Below are 16264 nucleotides of genomic sequence, written 5' to 3' on the forward strand. Positions count from 1 at the left end.
GTTAGGTTATGAAAAAAGTGAAATTCCTGATTCCGGCGTTCGCACTGGCTGCGTTGGCATTCGCCGGGTGTTCCGATGACGACGGGGGCGACGACCAGCCCACCGTGACCAAACTCGCGCTGGCCGATCCCGCACAGGCTGCGCTGACATTTGTGGCTACCTCCCCCGAGGCACAGTTCATTGCGCTCGACACCGACGCTTCGGCGGTTACGGTCGAGCAGGTGCTGGCCGAGGGCGAGTCGAAGGCCGAGTGGTGCGTGGTGACGGTCCAGAGCGCCACCCGGATCAAGGTGGCTCCGGCAAACAATACGGGCGTTGCGGAGCGTACAGCCAAATACCGCATTTCGGCCGGAACGGTAACTCCCGTGGAGTTCACCGTGACGCAGGATTTCCCCGAACCGGTGGATGCGACCCTGTCGATCGACCTGCCGGGAGAGGGATATTATGCAATTATGGCTCCTGCGGCGGGCGGGGACGTGACCGTTACCACGGTAACCACCAATGCGCACCTTTGGACCGCCGAACTCGATCCCGGCTATGGCGACGAACCCTATTGCTCGCTCAAGACAGTTTCAGGGGCCAGCGGCGATGCGTTGATCGTTACCTTTAACCCCAATACGGGTTCTATGCCACAAAGTGGTGCTACCGTGACGATTTCGGCAGGCAATGCGGAACCTATTACGATCTACCTCAGTCAGAATGCGCCTATGGCAACGTCGGCCACAGTTTATGATGAAAATTGGGAGAATGAACTGACATCTCCTTATGCGGTTAATTTCGCCAAGGATACGTTCGGTGCGACGAATAAGCAGACCTTTGGTGTCGAAGCGAACGGAGAGTGTTCGGTGAAAGTGGTTATAGAAGGCACCTCGACGGAGGTAAGCGATGCTTGGGTCGAATCTTTCTATGGATCGGCGTGGGTGATCTATGCCACCTCGGAGAACACGACCGGTGCCGCGCGCAAACTGGATGTGATTCTGGTGGGAGAGAACGACAAGGAACTCTTCCGTATGAAAGTGACGCAGGCCGGGGCATAAACAGTCCGGTACTGAAAACAGCGGGGGCGGTCGTATCGAACGACCGCCCCCGTTTTGTGTTTGCGCATCTTACAGGAAGAGCAGAAAAAGGATCGGCACGGCAATGCCCGCCGCGAGCTCGATGCCGCCCCGGCCCTGCAGTCCGTTGCGGCCCGGAACCATCACCAGCCCCGTGAGCGTGATGATGAGCAGCGATGCGGCGAACACGTCGGAAAAACGGGTCCACCACCGGCTGGGGTTGTAGTGCAGGCGGTTCATCGAGCTGATGATGGGCCTTTTCGTCAGTTTTTCGTAGACGGCACGGCCGTTCTGCATGTCCACCTCGAGTACGGAGCCTCCGGCGACAAAGACCTTCACCCGGTGTTCGCCGCTGACGTAATGCTTTGCGTAGCGCGCTTTGGAATCGGCCGTGCGGAGCAACTCCTCGGCCTGTTCACGGCTTATTTCGGCAGGAACGGGATAGGTGCCCGGCATTTGCAGTTCGGTCCGGCTGACCGAGTAGTTGCTGTTGAAGTCGCGTTTGTGGTTCAGCACGATGCCCGACACGGCATAGACCACCACCACGCCTGCGAAGAAGTAGGAGAGGTCGCGGTGGATGACCCGTGCCCAGCGGCGAAACTGCGAGCCGCGTTTAGCGCCCGGCTTCATCGTCGACGGCATGGCAGGCGAAGGTTTCGATACGGTAAATGCTCCAGTACTCCTTGCCCTCGCGTGCCCGGCGGGAGGCGATCGAGTCGCGGAGTTCGCGGATCTGCTCCTTGAGCATCGCTACGGCTTCGGGATTGCCCTTGCCGCCCTCGATGCTGGCGTTGAGACGCATCTCCCAGTCGTCGAGGAACGGCAGTTCGACACGCTGCTCTGCCACGACGCCCTCGACGGCGACCGTGCGGTTGGAGATCATCGGGTCGAACGACTGCATGTGTTCGTCGGCCAGCGCTTCGACCATCTGTGTGGTGTCGCTGCCCATCAGGGTGATGTGGGTGCTGCCGTGGCCGCAAGTGCTGACGCAGAGACCTTCCACACGGACGGTGTCGCCCACCAGTGCGTCGGCCGTGGCGAGCAGTTCGTCGACCGTCAGCGTTTCGCTGCCGGCATTGCCGGTGTGGTTGCAGGCCGTTACGGAGAGTGCGGCCAGCAGGAGGATGAAGAGGTGTTTCATTTTTATAAAATCGGTTTTCGGCCGGGTGGAGACGACTCCCGGAGGAGTTCTCCGCCCGAGCGCAGGTTTAAAATACAAAGATAACGATTTGCGGCCGAATGCACAAGTCGGAAGTGCAGCTTCCGAGAAGCGGGGCCGTGGTTTTCCGGCTACTGGAAATGGTAGAGGAATACGACCGTGGCTTCGAAGGCGTTCTTGGGGCGGTCCTTGATCTCGAGCACCACCCGGATTTCGGTCTTGATGACCCCGCGGAGGTTCGAGATCGACTGCAGGGCGGCGCGCAGCCGGACCTCGTCGTTGACCAGCACGGGTTGGTTGAAACGCAGTTTCTCGATGCCGTAGTTGACCATCATCTTCACGTTGTTCACCTGCACGACCTGTGCCCAGAGGTGGGGAAGCAGCGAAAGTGTCAGGTATCCGTGTGCGATGGGGGAGCCGTAGGGGCTCTCCTTTTGCGCCCGCTCCGGGTCCACATGGATCCATTGGTGGTCGAGGGTCGCGTCGGCAAAGAGGTTGATCTGCTCTTGGGTGATCTTCAGGTAGTCCGAAACCCCGAGTTCCTGTCCTTCGAATTGCGCGAATTCGTCGAAATTGTTGATAATCAGTTTGCTCATATCGGTTGTTTTGTCTTGTTGCAAAGATACGGAAAAGTCGGGCGGATTCAAAACCGGATTGCGTATTGAACACCCTTAAGGATGAAATGAAAAATCCCCGGCCTTGAAAGGCCGGGGATCTGACTCCGGAACCGGACCCGCCGCGGGCCGGTCACCGTCGGGGATTATTTCGAGAATCCTTTGCCGATTCCGAGGAAATCCTCGGCCTTGAGGGCTGCGCCGCCGATCAGACCGCCGTCCACATCCTCCTTGGCGAAGAGCTCGGCAGCGTTCGAAGGCTTGCACGAACCGCCGTAGAGGATCGCCGTTTCCTGAGCTGCGGCGCCGAACTTGGCGGCCAGCACCTTGCGGATGTAGGCGTGAATCTCCTGTGCCTGCTCGGCCGATGCGGTCTTGCCGGTACCGATGGCCCATACGGGCTCGTAGGCGATCACCAGCTCCTTGTACTGCTCCTCGGTGAGGTTGTAAACCACCTCCTCGATCTGGGCCTTCACCACGTCGAAGTGCTTGCCGGCCTCACGCTCGTCGAGGTTCTCGCCTACGCAGTAGATGGGAATCAGTCCGTTTGCATAGGCCTGAGCCATCTTCTTGTTGAGCGTTGCGGAGGTCTCGCCGTAGTACTGGCGGCGCTCCGAGTGGCCGAGAATCACATACTTGCAACCCAGTGCGGCGATCATCGACGCCGAGATCTCGCCCGTGTAGGCGCCTTTGGCCTCCGTTGCGCAGTTCTGTGCGCCGAGTGCGATGTCCGAACCCTTCAGGGCCTCGGCAACCATCGACAGGTGGGTGAACGGCGGGCATACGATGAAGTTCACGCACGAGCAAACCTCTCCGCGGCCTGCTGCGACGCCTTTGGCCAGTTCGACACCTTCGGCGGGAAGCGTGTTCATCTTCCAGTTGCCGGCAACAATTTTGTTACGCATAATCAGAATGTTTTTGTGTTAATATTCAGTTGTTTCGTTTCTGTTTGTTTTTATTCGCAGCCGGTGGCTGCGTTTACAAGTCTGACCCCACCCCAAACCCCTCCCTCGGGAGGGGCGACCGGGTTGTCTGCCGAAATACGGGTTATGATTACGAAATTTTCGGCTTTTGTTATGCTTCGAGCCACTTCTTGACCTCGTCGATCGAGGGGGCTTTCAGGCCGAGCTTGTTCTTCTTGTTGAATCCGCACAGGTCGTTGAAGAACTTGCCGGGGGCGAGTTTTTGCAGCGATTCGACGGTCAGGTAGCCCATCTTCTGGATCACCGGAACCCATTCCTCGGGCACTCCGATGGCGGTATAGGCCTCCACGGGGTCCTGCACGGCCTTCTTTTCGGGACGCATCTGGGGGAAGAACAGCACGTCCTGAATCGACGTCTGGTCGGTCATGAACATCGTCAGGCGGTCGATGCCGATGCCCATTCCCGAGCAGGTCGGCATGCCGTATTCCAGCGCGCGCACGAAATCCATGTCGATGAACATCGCCTCGTCGTCGCCCTTTTCCGAGAGCCGAAGCTGCTCTTGGAAGCGCTCCAACTGGTCGATCGGGTCGTTCAGCTCGGAGTAGGCGTTGCACAACTCCTTGCCGTTGACGAAGAGCTCGAAACGCTCCGTCAGCTCGGGATTCGAGCGGTGGCGCTTGCACAGCGGCGACATTTCGCGCGGATAGTCCGTGATGAAGGTGGGCTGGATCAGCTCCTCCTCGCAGTACTGCCCGAAGATGGCGTCGATCAGCTTGCCCTTGCCGTAGGTCTCGTCGACCTCGACGTTGAGCCGCTTGCAGGCCTCGCGCAGCTCATCCTCCGAGCGGCCCGTGATGTCGTAACCTGTCTTTTCGCGGATGGCGTCGGTCATCGTCAGGCGGCGGAACGGGGCCTTGAACGAGATCGGTTTGCCGTCGATCGTCAGCTCCGTGGTGCCGTTCACGGCCATGGCCACCTTTTCGAGCATCTGCTCGGTGAACTCCATCATCCAGAGGTAGTCTTTATAGGCCACATAAATCTCCATGCAGGTGAACTCCGGGTTGTGCGTGCGGTCCATGCCCTCGTTGCGGAAGTTCTTGCCGAACTCGTACACGCCGTCGAATCCGCCGACGATCAGCTTCTTGAGGTAAAGCTCCGTGGCGATGCGCAGGTAGAGGTCGATGTCGAGCGAGTTGTGGTGGGTGATGAACGGACGGGCCGAAGCGCCGCCGGGAATCGGTTGCAGGATCGGAGTCTCGACCTCGATGTAGCCTTTCGAGTTGAAGAACTCGCGCATCGTGGCCATGATCTTGGCGCGGCGCACGAACGTGTCCTTCACCTGCGGGTTGACGATCAGGTCGAGATACCGCTGGCGGTAGCGCACCTCCGGGTCGGTGAAGGCGTCGAACGTCTTGCCGTCCTTCTCCTTGACGACGGGCAGCGGGCGGATCGACTTCGACAGCACGGTGAACCGGCGGCAGTGTACCGACAGCTCGCCGGTGTTGGTGAGGAACGCGAAGCCCTCGACGCCCACGAAGTCGCCGATGTCCAGCAGTTTCTTGAAGACCGTGTTGTAGAGCGTCGGATCGCCTTCGGGACAGATGTCGTCGCGGCGGATGTAGACCTGTATGCGGCCCGTGTGGTCCTGCAGCTCGAAGAACGAGGCGCTGCCCATGATGCGGCGCGACATGATGCGGCCGGCGATGCGCACCTCCTGAAAGTTCTTCTTGTCGGCGTCGTAGTTGTCGGCGATTTCGCGCGCCGTGGCCGTCACCTCGTAACGGGCGGCGGGGTAGGGCTCGATGCCCAATTCACGGAGCGCCGTGAGCGACTGTCTGCGAAGCTGTTCCTGTTCGCTGAGTTCGAGTGCCATATCGTGTGTGTTTTATGATTATCGTTATATCCGTGCAAAATTAGTGAAAAATGGGCAAATTAGCAACTGTTTCGGCGTTCTGCTGCGCGCTGCGCTCCGAAACCGGGGAAAAAGATTTGCTTATTCCCGGGGAAATGATTAAATTTGCTTATAGCGTCTAATCAAAATGCCAATCTATGAAACAATTCGACTCCTTTTTTCGCGGCATGCTGCGTTACCCCCCCCCTCCGCGGATTCTTTTAGCCTGCCTGCTGCTTTTCGCCTCCTGCGGCGGTGACGACTCTTCGGACGACTCCTATGCCGCCGTCGAATCTGCCTCTTTTACTTTCGACGAGGCTGAATCCGCCAACAATGCGGTTCGTGTGATGGCCAACGGTGCGTGGCAGGTCTATTGGGAACCCGCTTCGGCAGCCGTGACGGTCGCCCCTTCGTCCGGCAACGGCAACGGGACTTTCTATGTGAAAGATATGCCCAAGGGGACGTCCGTCAAAGTCGGGGTGCGCACCGCTGCGGGCAAGGCTTCCGGCAAAACCATTACCGTGACCCGCGCCGCGGCTCCGGCCGAGGTGACGCTCACGGTCGCTCCCGCCGACATGCGCTTCAACCCTACGGGCACCAACCGTATTACCGTGACCTCGAACGCCGCGTGGACCGCCTCCTGTCCCAATCCGGCGCTCAAATTCTCACCCGTCTCGGGCACGGGCGATGGCACGATCACCATCACGGCTGCACCCGAAGGGGTGCGCTGTACGCTGACCGTTACGGCCGGTGAGGGCTCCGGCGCCAAGACCGGGACCTGCGAGATACTTAACACGCCTTACCGCTTTCCGGAGCTGGCCTCCAACTGGGTGCAGCCATCGAAAGACGCGGCGGCCGTTTCGGGCGACTATGCGTTCTATACGCATTGGACCAAAACCGTCAAGACCGGTAAAACCGTGCGCAACTACTCCTATTGTTACGATACGCGGCGCCACAATCCGATTTGGGTAGCCTATCCGCTGGCCGATTGTTACGGTGAGGGCGGTTACGGACGTACGAGTCCCGACCCTTGGGCTCCCGATCCTCGGCTCGATGCGTCGTACCAGTCGAAAATCTACCAGAGCGACGGTGCAAACGGAGCAGATCCGTATCAGTATTGGTCGAACAATACCATCCGGACGACGCTCGGACTGAGCGGTAGTTGGACGAAAGGTCATCTCTGCATGTCGCGCGAGCGTGGAGGCAAGGACTCCGAAATCAACAAGCAGACCTTCTATCCGACCAATATCGCCCCGCAGCCCAATGCGGCGGCATCGACTTTCGGGACGGTCTGGGGCTGTGTCGAGGCCGTGATTTCGGGCAGCAATAACACCGAGAACGATATTACGGCCGACGACGGGCGGACGAATATCAACCGCGTGGCCGACACGCTCTTCGTGGTGGCGGGATGCTGGTACGAGCACGACAACTGGAAGGATTTCGACTCTTCGAATTACAGCGAGCCGACGCCCGATCCGAAGCAGAAAGAGTGCATCATGCCGACGCATCAGTGGAAGATCATGCTGCGCACGAAGGCCGGCAATACGAAAAAGCGGATCGCCGACTGCACGGCCGACGAATTGCAGGCCGTGGGTTTCTGGATCGAGACCTTTACGCACAGCGATTTGGTCGATTCCGAAACGGGAGCGGGTACGAAAGCGCAGTTGCGGGCGATTGCCGTTCCGGTCTCCTTTATCGAGGGAAAGATGGGCATGAAGTTCTTCCCGGACGTTCCGGACGAGGTGAAGGGTCGGGAGCCTGTTCCCGGCGAGTGGGGTTTCTGACCCGGCTGGCGAAAACGAAAAGGAGCTGCTATTGCAGCTCCTTTTTTTCGGTCAGTTTCCGATAGACCCAGAAGGCCGCCAGTCCCAGCAGCACTCCGACGAGCGTGCCCCATACGAGGTCCATCGGGAAGTGTTTGCCCAGATAGACGCGCGAATAGCAGATCACGAGCGTGCAGAAAACCATCAGTCCCGTGAACCACCGACGGCGGATCACCGAGGCCGACAGCACGGCCAGCGCGACGATCGTCGCCGCATGGGCCGAGACGGTTCCGAAGCGGCCGCTCACGGCCTCGACGGGAACGTGGACCCTCCAGTCGCCCGGCGTACCGGCCATACGCAGCGCCCGCAGCGAGTCGGGGGCGATCTCCATCCCTTCGAGCGAGGGGGTGAACATCGGCCGCCAGCGCGGTTCGAAGTCAGGCAGCAGGTCGCCCAGCAGGCCGTTGCCCTTGAAGATGCCCGAAACCATGTCCGAGAGGGCCAGCGCCGCGACCATCAGCACCGTGAAGACGAGTACGTTGCGCCATCCGCCGCCGCGCCAGACGAGCCAGAGGATCAGCGCATACAGGGGCAGCCACATCGCCGTGCCCGAGACGGTCAGCATCAGACGGTCCATGAAGGGGCCGCCGTCGAAATTCAGATCGAGAAACAGTTGATGGTCAAAGTCGTACATCGGTCACTTAGAATTGGAAGTAGATGAAGGGCTGTATGTCGCTGGATTTTATCTGCATGACGCACCAGATCATCGCCGCGGCCATCACGACCTGCAACACCAGCGGCGCGTGGACCACGATCCGCCGTGCAAGGGCGTCCACCCGGCCCGGAAGCAGGTGGAGGATATACCCCGCGGCGATCAGCGCGAAGACGGCGGCGTATCCTGTCAATACCTGCGGGATCATCGCGGCGTTGAAATTTTCGAAAATCTGGTGCAGCATCAGCGAAACGGTCTGCATCGAGTCGGCGCGGAACATCAGCCATCCGAAGCAGACGATGTTGAACGTCAGGAAGATGCCCGCCGTACGGCTCCACCAGTGCATCTGGGCCCCGGTGGCCTTGGCACCCGGGACGACCGCCATCCAGAGTTTGTGCAGGGCCAGCGCCACGCCGTGCAGCCCGCCCCAGAGGATGAAGCGCACCGCCGCGCCGTGCCACAATCCGCCCAGCAGCATCGTCAGCAACAGGTTGCCGTAGGTCCGGATGCGGCCTTTGCGGTTGCCGCCCAGCGAGATGTAGAGGTAGTCGCGCAGCCACGTCGAGAGCGAGATGTGCCACCGCCGCCAGAATTCGGTGATCGTCGCCGACTTGTAGGGGGCGTCGAAGTTCTTCGGGAAGCGGAATCCCAGCAGCAGGGCGATGCCGATGGCCATGTCGGAATAGCCCGAGAAGTCGCAGTAGATTTGCAGCGCGTAGCCGTAAATGCCCATCAGACATTCGAACCCGGAGTAGAGCAGCGGCTCGTCGAAGATGCGGTCGACGAAGTTGAGCGAAATGTAGTCCGAGATGATGGCCTTCTTGAACAGACCCGTGAGGATCAGAAAGACGCCCGTGCCGAACATCTCGCGGGTGACGACGATCGGGTTTTGCCGGATCTGGGGGATGAAATCCCGGGCCCGGACGATCGGGCCGGCCACGAGCTGCGGAAAGAACGACAGGTAAAAGAGATAGTCGAGCCAGTTGGACAAAGGCTTCAACTGGCCGCGGTAAATGTCTATGGTATAGCTCATCGACTGGAAGACGAAGAACGAGATGCCGACCGGCAGGAAGATGTTCTGGAATTGCAGGAATCCCTGTCCGAACAACTGGTTGGAGATGTCGACGAAGAAGTTGGTGTACTTGAAGTAGCCGAGCATTCCGAGGTTGACGGCGACGCTCAGGGCCACCAGCCAGCGTTTCAGCCCCTTGAAGCGGGCCCGGTAGATGCCCTGCGCGATCAGGAAGTCGCTCGCCGCGGCGAAGATCAGCAGCAGGAAATAGACCCCGCTCGACTTGTAGTAGAAGTAGAGCGAGAAGGCGATGACGTAGACGATGCGGGCCATCGGCGCGCGGCGGAAGGCGCTGTAGATGAGCAGGAACCCCGCGAAGAGGAAGAGAAACAGCCCGCTGCTGAAGATCAGCGGCGACGAAGCGTCGTAGGCCAGCAGCGCCTGCACCTTGTCCCAAATGCCGTCTGTCGCGGGAAGCGTCATCGTATCGGCGGATTAAGCGGTTCGGGAGCTGCGGACGGCAGCAGGCTGCGCTCGATGCGCGTCCTTTGCAGGGAGTCGAGCACGGCGGCTTCGGCCTGCCGGCGCAGTTCGGCGGCCCGCTGCTCGGCATGGAGGGAGCAGGCTTCGGCGTTGAGGGCGTCGAACAGCGCCCACGCCACGCGGCGTCCGCCGGCGTAGTTGATGTGGGTGTAGTCCTTGCCCGCCCAGCCGTTCTTCACGAACTGCTCCATGCCCCCTTGCGCACGCATGGCGTCGCATGTGGGCCAGAAGGCCGCGCCCGTGTTCCGGGCCGCCCCGCGCTGGAAGTCGAGCATGTAGGGGATGGCGTCCATCGGTTCGAAGCCCGCGTCGGTCTTCGTCGAGCGGTCGCTGACGCCCAGCACCAGCACCGCGGCCCCCGGGAAACAGCTCCGCACGAAAGCTACCATCTTTTCGATCTGCGCCGCGTAGTTGGTGTAACTCTTCACGCCCGCCTGCATGATGTTGAGCCCGTATTGGAGGATCACCAGATCGTAACCCGTGAGGGCGTTGATCTGGGCGTTGACCGACGGGTTGGTCCAGAACATCGCCTGTCCGTTGTTGCTGCGCACCGAATAATTGTCGACGACGACTCCGCCGCCTTCGAAGACCGCGCCGTAGCCGATGAATCCCTCCGTGCCGGAGAGCACCTTGAAGGCGAGCGAGCGGATGTGCGGGGCTGAGATCTCGATCTGGCGCACGGCGGCGTCGCCCGTGATGTCGAACTCGCGGCGCAGGGTGTCGTTGAGCGTCACCTCGACGCGGCTGTCGCGGGGCGAGAGGAAGAGGATGCGCGCCCCGTCGCACGAGTCGAGCAGTTTGCGGTAGTCGGTGTTCTCCCAGCGGGTCGAGGCGCCCGCCGTGGGTTGGCAGACCCAGCCCGAGACGTAGAAATTCTCGCGCAGGTTGGCCGGGGCGGCCTTGCGCTGCATGATGTTGTAGGCTGTCCAGCCTTTCGACTGGGTTTTGATCGTGCGCCGGAAAGCCGTCAGCGGCGAGGCCATCGGGGCGAATCCCGCGCCGCCGCCGGGCCGTCCCCCGAAGGCCGACTGGAGCCGTTCGCGCAGGTCGGCGGTGAGGATGTCGCCCTCGACGAACGAGTCGCCGAGGAAGGCGATGCGCACCGGACGTTGGGCGTTGAGCAGCGTGTCGCAGAAAGCGCGGATGCGGCCGTCGCCGCTGTAATCCTCGATCGGGACCAATGTCGCGGTGAAGCGCGCCGAGTCGGGCTCGGGCCGTTGGCCGCGGAGGCTGTCCCGCGGGATGAGCCACTGGTAGGTGGTCTGCGTCTGGCGCGGGGCGGTGTCGGCTTCGATGCGTTCGGCGACGGCGTCGAGGTCGATGTGGAAATCCGCCTCGTCGAAAAGAACGGGTTCGGCGATGGGCTCGGCAGCGGCCGCATCGTCGAAGACCAGAATGTCCGAGAGGATGTTGGCTCGGCGCAGTTTGACGCTTCCGACGCTCTGCGGGGGAATGAAGCCGACGGCCGCGAGCACTGCGATGAGTGCCGCGGTCGCCAGCCAACTGCGGTGGGTGTAGTCTTTTTCGGGGGAGTTCATTGCCGGGTTAGTCGCGCCTTCCGAGGATCAGGAAGACGTAGTAGAGGACCGAGGCGATGGCGCTCAACGCCGCCACGAGGTAGGTGCGGGCCGCCCACGAGAGGGCTTCCTTGGCCTGTGCGAGCTGGGCGCCCTGCATCGTATGGCTGGTCTGGAGCCACTCCACGGCGCGGGCCGAGGCGTTGTACTCCACGGGCAGCGTGACGAGCGAGAAAACCGCCGACATGGCGATCATGCCCACGCCGATCCAGCACAGGATCTCGTTCTGCGTCGAGGCCAGAATGACAAGGCCCAAGATGATGATCCATGTGGCGGCCGACGAGGCGAACTGCACGACGGGAACCAACTGCGAACGGAGCACCAGCGGCGCATAGCCCTGAGCGTGCTGTACGGCGTGGCCGCACTCGTGGGCGGCGACGGCCGCCGCCGCGACGCTCGTCGACGAGTAGACCGAGTCGCTGAGGTTGACGGTCATCGTCTGCGGGTTGAAATGGTCGGTGAGGTGACCTCCGACGTGCGTCACCTTCACGTTGTGGATGTTGTTGTCGCGCAGCATCTTCTCGGCGACCTCGGCACCGGTCAGCCCGCCCGGGAACTGGACCTTCGAATACTTCTTGAACACCGACTGCAGGCGCGCCTGCACGATGAAGCCGATGACGCCGATGGCGATGATCAGCACGAACATGCCCATCGTGGCGGCCGAGTAGCTGATTCCGGCGCTCTCCTGAGTGTAATAGCCTGTCTGGAGCAGGGTAATCATAGGAAATGTCATAGCGTTTTCTATTTTGTTTTGCGGTATGTGTAATAAGCCCCGGCCTGTTGGGCGGGCATCAATACCATATCATTAACGTTCATGTGCGCGGGTAATTGTGCGGCCCACGCGATCGCTTCGGCGATGTCGTCGCCGGTGAGGGGCTCGACGCCCGTGTAGACCGCGTCGGCACGCTCCTTGTCGCCGTGGAAGCGGACCTCGGAAAACTCCGTTTCGACCATTCCCGGGCGGATTTCCGTCACTTTGATTCCCGCCGAAAGCAGGTCGGCGCGCATCGACTGCGAAATGGCGTGCACGGCGTGCTTCGAGGCGCAGTAGACCGCGCCGTTCTCGTAGGCTTCGGTCCCGGCGATCGAGCCGATGTTGAAGATATGCCCGCCGCCCGCAGCGACCATCTTCGGGGCGATGACGCGCGTGACGTAGAGCAGTCCCTTGACGTTGGTGTCGATCATGGCGTCCCAGTCGCGGGTGTCGCCCCGGTCGATGTGTTCCAGCCCGGCGGCCAGCCCGGCGTTGTTGACCAGCAGGTCGATCCGTTCGAGCGGTTCGAGCCAGCGGCGCACCGCCTCCTCGGAACGCACGTCGAACGCCAGCGCGGTGCAGCGTCCGCCTGCGGCTTCGATCTCGGTTTTTAACGCCGCGAGCCGTTCGGCACGCCGTCCGGTGACCGTGACGGCATATCCCTCTTTCGCGAGCCGGAGCGCCGTGGCGCGGCCGATGCCCGATGTCGCCCCTGTAATGAGTGCCTGTTTTTGCATAAAAAACGGTTCTTTCGGGCAAAAATACGAAATTTATACGTTTATTTGCATAAATTTTCTGCAAAACCGCTGCCGTGAATCTCGCTTTTTTCATCGCCCGCCGCATGGCGAAGCCCTCCCCGGAGAACAAACCCGGGGTGATGGAGCGCATCGCCGTGGTGTCGGTGGCGCTGGGGGTGGCGGTGATGATCCTCGCGATGGCCGTCATCATGGGCTTCAAGCGCGAAGTGGCGCACAAGATGACGGGCTTCGCCGCCCACGTCTCGGTGACCGACGTGCGGGGCGTCAACGCCCTCGATTCGGAGCCCGTGCACCGCAGCGCGCACCTCGAGGAGCTGATCCGCGCGACCGACGGGTTTGAGACGATGGCCCCCTATGCCGTGAAGGGCGGCATCGTCCGCACGGCCGACGCCGTGGGCGAGGTGATGCTCAAGGGCGTCGAGGGGGATTACGACTGGTCCTATTTCCGCGAATGGCTCGTCGACGGCGAGCTGCCTCGTGTGGGCGATTCGGTGCGCACGAAAGACATCCTCTTGTCGCGTTCGCTGGCCGACAGGCTGTTGCTCGGCGTGGGCGACAAGGTCGAGATGCTCTTCGTCGAGCCGGGCGAAATGCCCCGCCGCGACCGCTTCAAAGTGGCAGGCGTCTACGCCTCGGGGATGGAGGAGATGGACGGCATGGTGGTCGTCACGGACATCCGCAACGTGCAGCGGTTGTCGGACTGGGGACCGGACGAGATATCCGGTTACGAGATACGGACCCGCGACCTGCGCGACGCCGGCGCCTTTGCCCGCACGCTGGGCCGGACGCTGTTGTACGATGAGGAGGAGGGAACCGAAAACCTCGCGGTGACGAGCGTCACGGAGCGTTATGCCAATATTTTCGACTGGCTGAAGGCCCACGATGTGAACGCCGCGGTGATTATCGTCATCATGCTGGTCGTGGCCTTCTTCAACATGGCTTCGGCGCTGCTGATTCTGGTGCTGGAGCGCACCCGCATGATCGGGCTGCTGAAAGCTCTCGGGATGCGCAGCGGCGAGCTGCGGCGCATCTTCCTCTGGCGGGCGGCTTTCGTCACGCTGCGGGGATTGGTGTGGGGCAACGCCGTCGGACTGGGGCTGTGCCTTATTCAGAAATGGACCCATCTGGTGAAACTCAGCGCGGAGGGCTACCTGCTTTCGGAGGTGCCCGTGTCGCTGGGGTGGGGCTGGTGGCTGGCGCTGAACGCCGGGTTCATCGCCGCGATCGTCGCCCTGCTGGTGATCCCGACGGCCGTGGTGTCCGGTGTGAAACCCGAAGAAACAATCAGGTACGAATGAAACCATATAATACAGATCAGACCAAGAAAGAGGAGGTTCGCGAGATGTTCGACAACATCGCGCCCCGATACGACCTGCTGAACCATACGCTTTCGGTGAACATCGACCGCATCTGGCGCCGCCGCGTGGTGAACGAGGTGCGGCGTGCGAACCCCCGCCGCATTCTCGACGTGGCGACCGGCACGGGCGATCTGGCGATCGCCATGGCGCGCCGGATCGAGGGCGTGCAGGGGATGGGCGTGGACCTTTCGGAGCAGATGCTCGCCGTGGCGCGCCGCAAGGTCGAGGCCCGGGGGCTGGACAACCGCATCGTCCTCGACCGGGGCGATGCCGAGCACCTCGCCGTGGCCGACGCTTCGGTCGATGCGGCGACCGTCGCATTCGGGGTGCGCAACTTCGGGGACCTCACGGCGGGACTGCCCGAACTGGCCCGCACAATAAAACCCGGGGGCAAAGTCGTTATTCTGGAGTTCTCGCGGCCCCGCAACCGGGCGTTCCGGGCGTTGTACGAATTTTATTCCTATAAAATACTGCCCCGCATCGGCGGGCTGGTGTCGCGCGACAAGAGGGCCTACGAGTACCTGCCGGCCTCGGTGGGGGAGTTTCCCGCCCCGGCGGAGTTTCTGGGAATGATGGAAAAGGCGGGGTTCCGAAACTGCCGGGCGAGAAGCCAGAGCTTCGGGATCGCACAGATATATATAGGGGAGAAATGAGAAAAATGCAAGAACCGCAATATGATTATTGCTGCCGAATGCCGTATTCGCGGCCTCAGGCCGCGTATGCAAGTCTGCCCCGCCCCCAACCCCCCGCCTCAGGCAGGGGCTTGGTCCGCCTGCGGTGGAAGATCAGGGTTCCGAACGCTGTTTTCTCATCGCTTTTGTTGCTGGCGGTCATTCTGTCGACTTCGTGCCGCAAGGCCGTCGAGAAGGCGCAGCGCAACATCCGTTTCGAGGGGATCGAGAAGATCGAACGGCAGGGGCTGACCGGCGCCGAGATGGTCGTGCGGGGGATGAACGACACGGGCTACAAGCTGCAGCTCAACATGGCCGAGATCGACATTTATTACTCCGAAAGCCGTGTGGGGACGATCGTGCTGCGCGAACCGGTCGAGGTGCCCCGCCGCACGACGGACAGTTTCCGGACGCTGTGGAGGTTGAAGATCTCCGATCCGATGGCGCTCTATGTGCTGCTCCGGAAAGTCGAGGCGGGCGACCTTTCGCAGGTCGGCGTCGCCTATGCCCTCGAGGGGCGCGGAGGCCCGGCGCCCGTAAAAATTTCGCGCGACAGGATGCCGTTGTCGGATTTTTTGAATACCTTTGGCCTTACGTTGCAGGATGTTAAAAACCAATTGAAGTGATGCGCAGATTGTCGATCCTTACCCTGATGCTCCTGTGTGCGGCCGTTTCGCTCCGTGCACAGTCGCTCGACGCTTTCAAACAGCGGCTGGCCGAACCCGTCGCCGGGGCCGCCCTTTTCGGACGGGCGCAGGTGACCGTCACGGAGCACGGCGATGCCGCGCGCGCCGTGGCTGACGCCGTGCCGGAGCACGGCGATGCCGCGCGCGCCGTGGCTGACGCCGTGCGTGCCGGGCAGCGGTTGCAGATACGCGGTTTCCGCGTCTGTATCTTTTCGGACAACGGGCCCGAGGCCCGCAACGGGGCCTTCGCCGCGCAGAAACTCTTCGAGGAGACCTATCCCGGCGTGAAGGTTTACATGGACTACAAGATTCCCTATTTCGTCGTTTCGGTCGGGGACTGCCTGAGCAACGAGGAGGCGGTTATTCTGAAAGGCCGCGTGACGGGGACTTTTCCGAAAGCGTTCCTGAAAAACGAGGAATTTCCGATTTCGAACCTTTTGGACTAAAAAAAGTCCATTTTTGAAAAATATATGTTTTTTCTTTGCTTATTTCGGGCGAATATATATCTTTGCGGCGTTACTGAATAACTAATTTCTAAACATTTAGCGCTATGAAAAAGATTTTCTCTTTTGTTGTCGTTATGGCTGCCGTCGCTATGGTAAGCTGCTGCGGCAATTCGAACAAGAAGGCCGCTGAAGGTGCTGCCGCCGAGGCTGCTGCTACGACCGAGGCTGCCGCTTGCTGCGCCGAGAAATGCGACTCGACGAAGGCTTGCTGCGCCGAGAAGTGCGATTCGGCGAAGGTTGAGGCTTGCGCCGAGAAACCCTGCTGCAAGAAGGCCGAGTAAT

At 61.2% G+C, this 16264-nt stretch carries 17 protein-coding genes; 7 read left to right on the plus strand and 10 right to left on the minus strand.

From position 1 onward, the window contains the following. Positions 1-8: 8 nt before the first annotated feature. Positions 9-1037 carry a BACON domain-containing protein gene (locus tag BN5935_RS06200; RefSeq protein WP_064975346.1) on the plus strand — a complete coding sequence of 343 codons (1029 nt, stop codon included), beginning with the start codon at positions 9-11 and terminating at the stop codon, positions 1035-1037. Positions 1038-1106: 69 nt separating this feature from the next. Here BN5935_RS06200 and BN5935_RS06205 read toward each other — a convergent pair whose 3' ends face one another. The 5 genes from BN5935_RS06205 to lysS form a co-directional block, all read right to left on the minus strand. Further along, positions 1107-1697 (minus strand): PepSY-associated TM helix domain-containing protein, encoded by a 591-nt coding sequence (locus BN5935_RS06205; protein ID WP_204244892.1) that lies wholly within the window; start codon positions 1695-1697, stop codon positions 1107-1109. Next, positions 1669-2196 carry a hypothetical protein gene (locus BN5935_RS06210; protein ID WP_064975347.1) on the minus strand — a complete coding sequence of 176 codons (528 nt, stop codon included), beginning with the start codon at positions 2194-2196 and terminating at the stop codon, positions 1669-1671. Before BN5935_RS06210 ends, BN5935_RS06205 begins: the two co-directional genes overlap by 29 nt. A 149-nt stretch (positions 2197-2345) precedes the next feature. Then, complete coding sequence (locus tag BN5935_RS06215; protein ID WP_064975348.1) at positions 2346-2810, minus strand: MaoC family dehydratase; 465 nt, start codon at positions 2808-2810, stop codon at positions 2346-2348. A 164-nt stretch (positions 2811-2974) separates the two neighbouring features. Then, entirely contained in the window at positions 2975-3733 is a 759-nt protein-coding gene (gene tpiA, locus BN5935_RS06220) for a triose-phosphate isomerase (RefSeq protein WP_064975349.1), read from the minus strand. Positions 3734-3902: 169 nt separating this feature from the next. Next, a complete protein-coding gene (gene lysS, locus BN5935_RS06225; RefSeq protein ID WP_064975350.1) occupies positions 3903-5624 on the minus strand; it encodes a lysine--tRNA ligase in 1722 nt (573 codons plus the stop codon). A 176-nt stretch (positions 5625-5800) separates the two neighbouring features. Between lysS and BN5935_RS06230 the strand changes: the two genes are divergently transcribed. Further along, the gene (locus BN5935_RS06230) at positions 5801-7426 is read left to right on the plus strand and encodes a DNA/RNA non-specific endonuclease (RefSeq protein ID WP_064975351.1); all 1626 of its coding nucleotides are present in this window, start codon (positions 5801-5803) and stop codon (positions 7424-7426) included. Positions 7427-7454: 28 nt separating this feature from the next. Here BN5935_RS06230 and BN5935_RS06235 read toward each other — a convergent pair whose 3' ends face one another. From BN5935_RS06235 to BN5935_RS06255, 5 genes are read right to left on the minus strand one after another with little or no spacing between them, the layout of a single operon-like run. Then, positions 7455-8099, minus strand: coding sequence for a phosphatase PAP2 family protein (locus BN5935_RS06235; protein WP_064975352.1), 645 nt, complete (start codon positions 8097-8099; stop codon positions 7455-7457). Positions 8100-8106: 7 nt separating this feature from the next. Further along, positions 8107-9612, minus strand: coding sequence for an MBOAT family O-acyltransferase (locus tag BN5935_RS06240; protein ID WP_064975353.1), 1506 nt, complete (start codon positions 9610-9612; stop codon positions 8107-8109). Further along, positions 9609-11210, minus strand: a complete 1602-nt coding sequence (locus BN5935_RS06245; RefSeq protein WP_064975354.1) for an SGNH/GDSL hydrolase family protein — start codon at positions 11208-11210, stop codon at positions 9609-9611. Before BN5935_RS06245 ends, BN5935_RS06240 begins: the two co-directional genes overlap by 4 nt. A 7-nt stretch (positions 11211-11217) precedes the next feature. Continuing rightward, complete coding sequence (locus BN5935_RS06250) at positions 11218-11970, minus strand: zinc metallopeptidase (RefSeq protein WP_064975355.1); 753 nt, start codon at positions 11968-11970, stop codon at positions 11218-11220. A gap of 20 nt (positions 11971-11990) precedes the next feature. Further along, positions 11991-12740, minus strand: coding sequence for an SDR family NAD(P)-dependent oxidoreductase (locus BN5935_RS06255; protein WP_064975356.1), 750 nt, complete (start codon positions 12738-12740; stop codon positions 11991-11993). A 74-nt stretch (positions 12741-12814) separates the two neighbouring features. Between BN5935_RS06255 and BN5935_RS06260 the strand changes: the two genes are divergently transcribed. From BN5935_RS06260 to BN5935_RS06280, 5 genes are all read left to right on the plus strand, one after another. After that, a complete protein-coding gene (locus BN5935_RS06260; protein WP_064975357.1) occupies positions 12815-14059 on the plus strand; it encodes an ABC transporter permease in 1245 nt (414 codons plus the stop codon). After that, positions 14056-14772: a bifunctional demethylmenaquinone methyltransferase/2-methoxy-6-polyprenyl-1,4-benzoquinol methylase UbiE gene (gene ubiE, locus BN5935_RS06265; RefSeq protein WP_064975358.1), complete on the plus strand. Its 717-nt coding sequence runs from the start codon at positions 14056-14058 to the stop codon at positions 14770-14772. Before BN5935_RS06260 ends, ubiE begins: the two co-directional genes overlap by 4 nt. A gap of 167 nt (positions 14773-14939) precedes the next feature. After that, positions 14940-15416, plus strand: a complete 477-nt coding sequence (locus BN5935_RS06270) for a hypothetical protein (protein WP_235821030.1) — start codon at positions 14940-14942, stop codon at positions 15414-15416. Further along, positions 15416-15922 (plus strand): hypothetical protein, encoded by a 507-nt coding sequence (locus BN5935_RS06275; protein ID WP_064975359.1) that lies wholly within the window; start codon positions 15416-15418, stop codon positions 15920-15922. The genes BN5935_RS06270 and BN5935_RS06275 overlap by 1 nt, the downstream gene beginning before the upstream one ends. Positions 15923-16026: 104 nt before the next feature. Next, positions 16027-16263 (plus strand): hypothetical protein, encoded by a 237-nt coding sequence (locus BN5935_RS06280; protein WP_064975360.1) that lies wholly within the window; start codon positions 16027-16029, stop codon positions 16261-16263. Position 16264: the final 1 nt, after the last annotated feature.

The organism is Alistipes provencensis, from assembly GCF_900083545.1.
GTDB classification, from domain to species: domain Bacteria; phylum Bacteroidota; class Bacteroidia; order Bacteroidales; family Rikenellaceae; genus Alistipes; species Alistipes provencensis.

Bases quoted from the DNA above. Each gene is read 5' to 3' on its own strand.
- BN5935_RS06200 (WP_064975346.1), top strand. From the start codon at position 9: ATGAAAAAAGTGAAATTCCTGATTCCGGCGTTCGCACTGGCTGCGTTG.
- BN5935_RS06205 (WP_204244892.1), bottom strand. From the start codon at position 1,697: ATGCCGTCGACGATGAAGCCGGGCGCTAAACGCGGCTCGCAGTTTCGC.
- BN5935_RS06210 (WP_064975347.1), bottom strand. From the start codon at position 2,196: ATGAAACACCTCTTCATCCTCCTGCTGGCCGCACTCTCCGTAACGGCC.
- BN5935_RS06215 (WP_064975348.1), bottom strand. From the start codon at position 2,810: ATGAGCAAACTGATTATCAACAATTTCGACGAATTCGCGCAATTCGAA.
- tpiA (WP_064975349.1), bottom strand. From the start codon at position 3,733: ATGCGTAACAAAATTGTTGCCGGCAACTGGAAGATGAACACGCTTCCC.
- lysS (WP_064975350.1), bottom strand. From the start codon at position 5,624: ATGGCACTCGAACTCAGCGAACAGGAACAGCTTCGCAGACAGTCGCTC.
- BN5935_RS06230 (WP_064975351.1), top strand. From the start codon at position 5,801: ATGAAACAATTCGACTCCTTTTTTCGCGGCATGCTGCGTTACCCCCCC.
- BN5935_RS06235 (WP_064975352.1), bottom strand. From the start codon at position 8,099: ATGTACGACTTTGACCATCAACTGTTTCTCGATCTGAATTTCGACGGC.
- BN5935_RS06240 (WP_064975353.1), bottom strand. From the start codon at position 9,612: ATGACGCTTCCCGCGACAGACGGCATTTGGGACAAGGTGCAGGCGCTG.
- BN5935_RS06245 (WP_064975354.1), bottom strand. From the start codon at position 11,210: ATGAACTCCCCCGAAAAAGACTACACCCACCGCAGTTGGCTGGCGACC.
- BN5935_RS06250 (WP_064975355.1), bottom strand. From the start codon at position 11,970: ATGATTACCCTGCTCCAGACAGGCTATTACACTCAGGAGAGCGCCGGA.
- BN5935_RS06255 (WP_064975356.1), bottom strand. From the start codon at position 12,740: ATGCAAAAACAGGCACTCATTACAGGGGCGACATCGGGCATCGGCCGC.
- ubiE (WP_064975358.1), top strand. From the start codon at position 14,056: ATGAAACCATATAATACAGATCAGACCAAGAAAGAGGAGGTTCGCGAG.
- BN5935_RS06275 (WP_064975359.1), top strand. From the start codon at position 15,416: ATGCGCAGATTGTCGATCCTTACCCTGATGCTCCTGTGTGCGGCCGTT.
- BN5935_RS06280 (WP_064975360.1), top strand. From the start codon at position 16,027: ATGAAAAAGATTTTCTCTTTTGTTGTCGTTATGGCTGCCGTCGCTATG.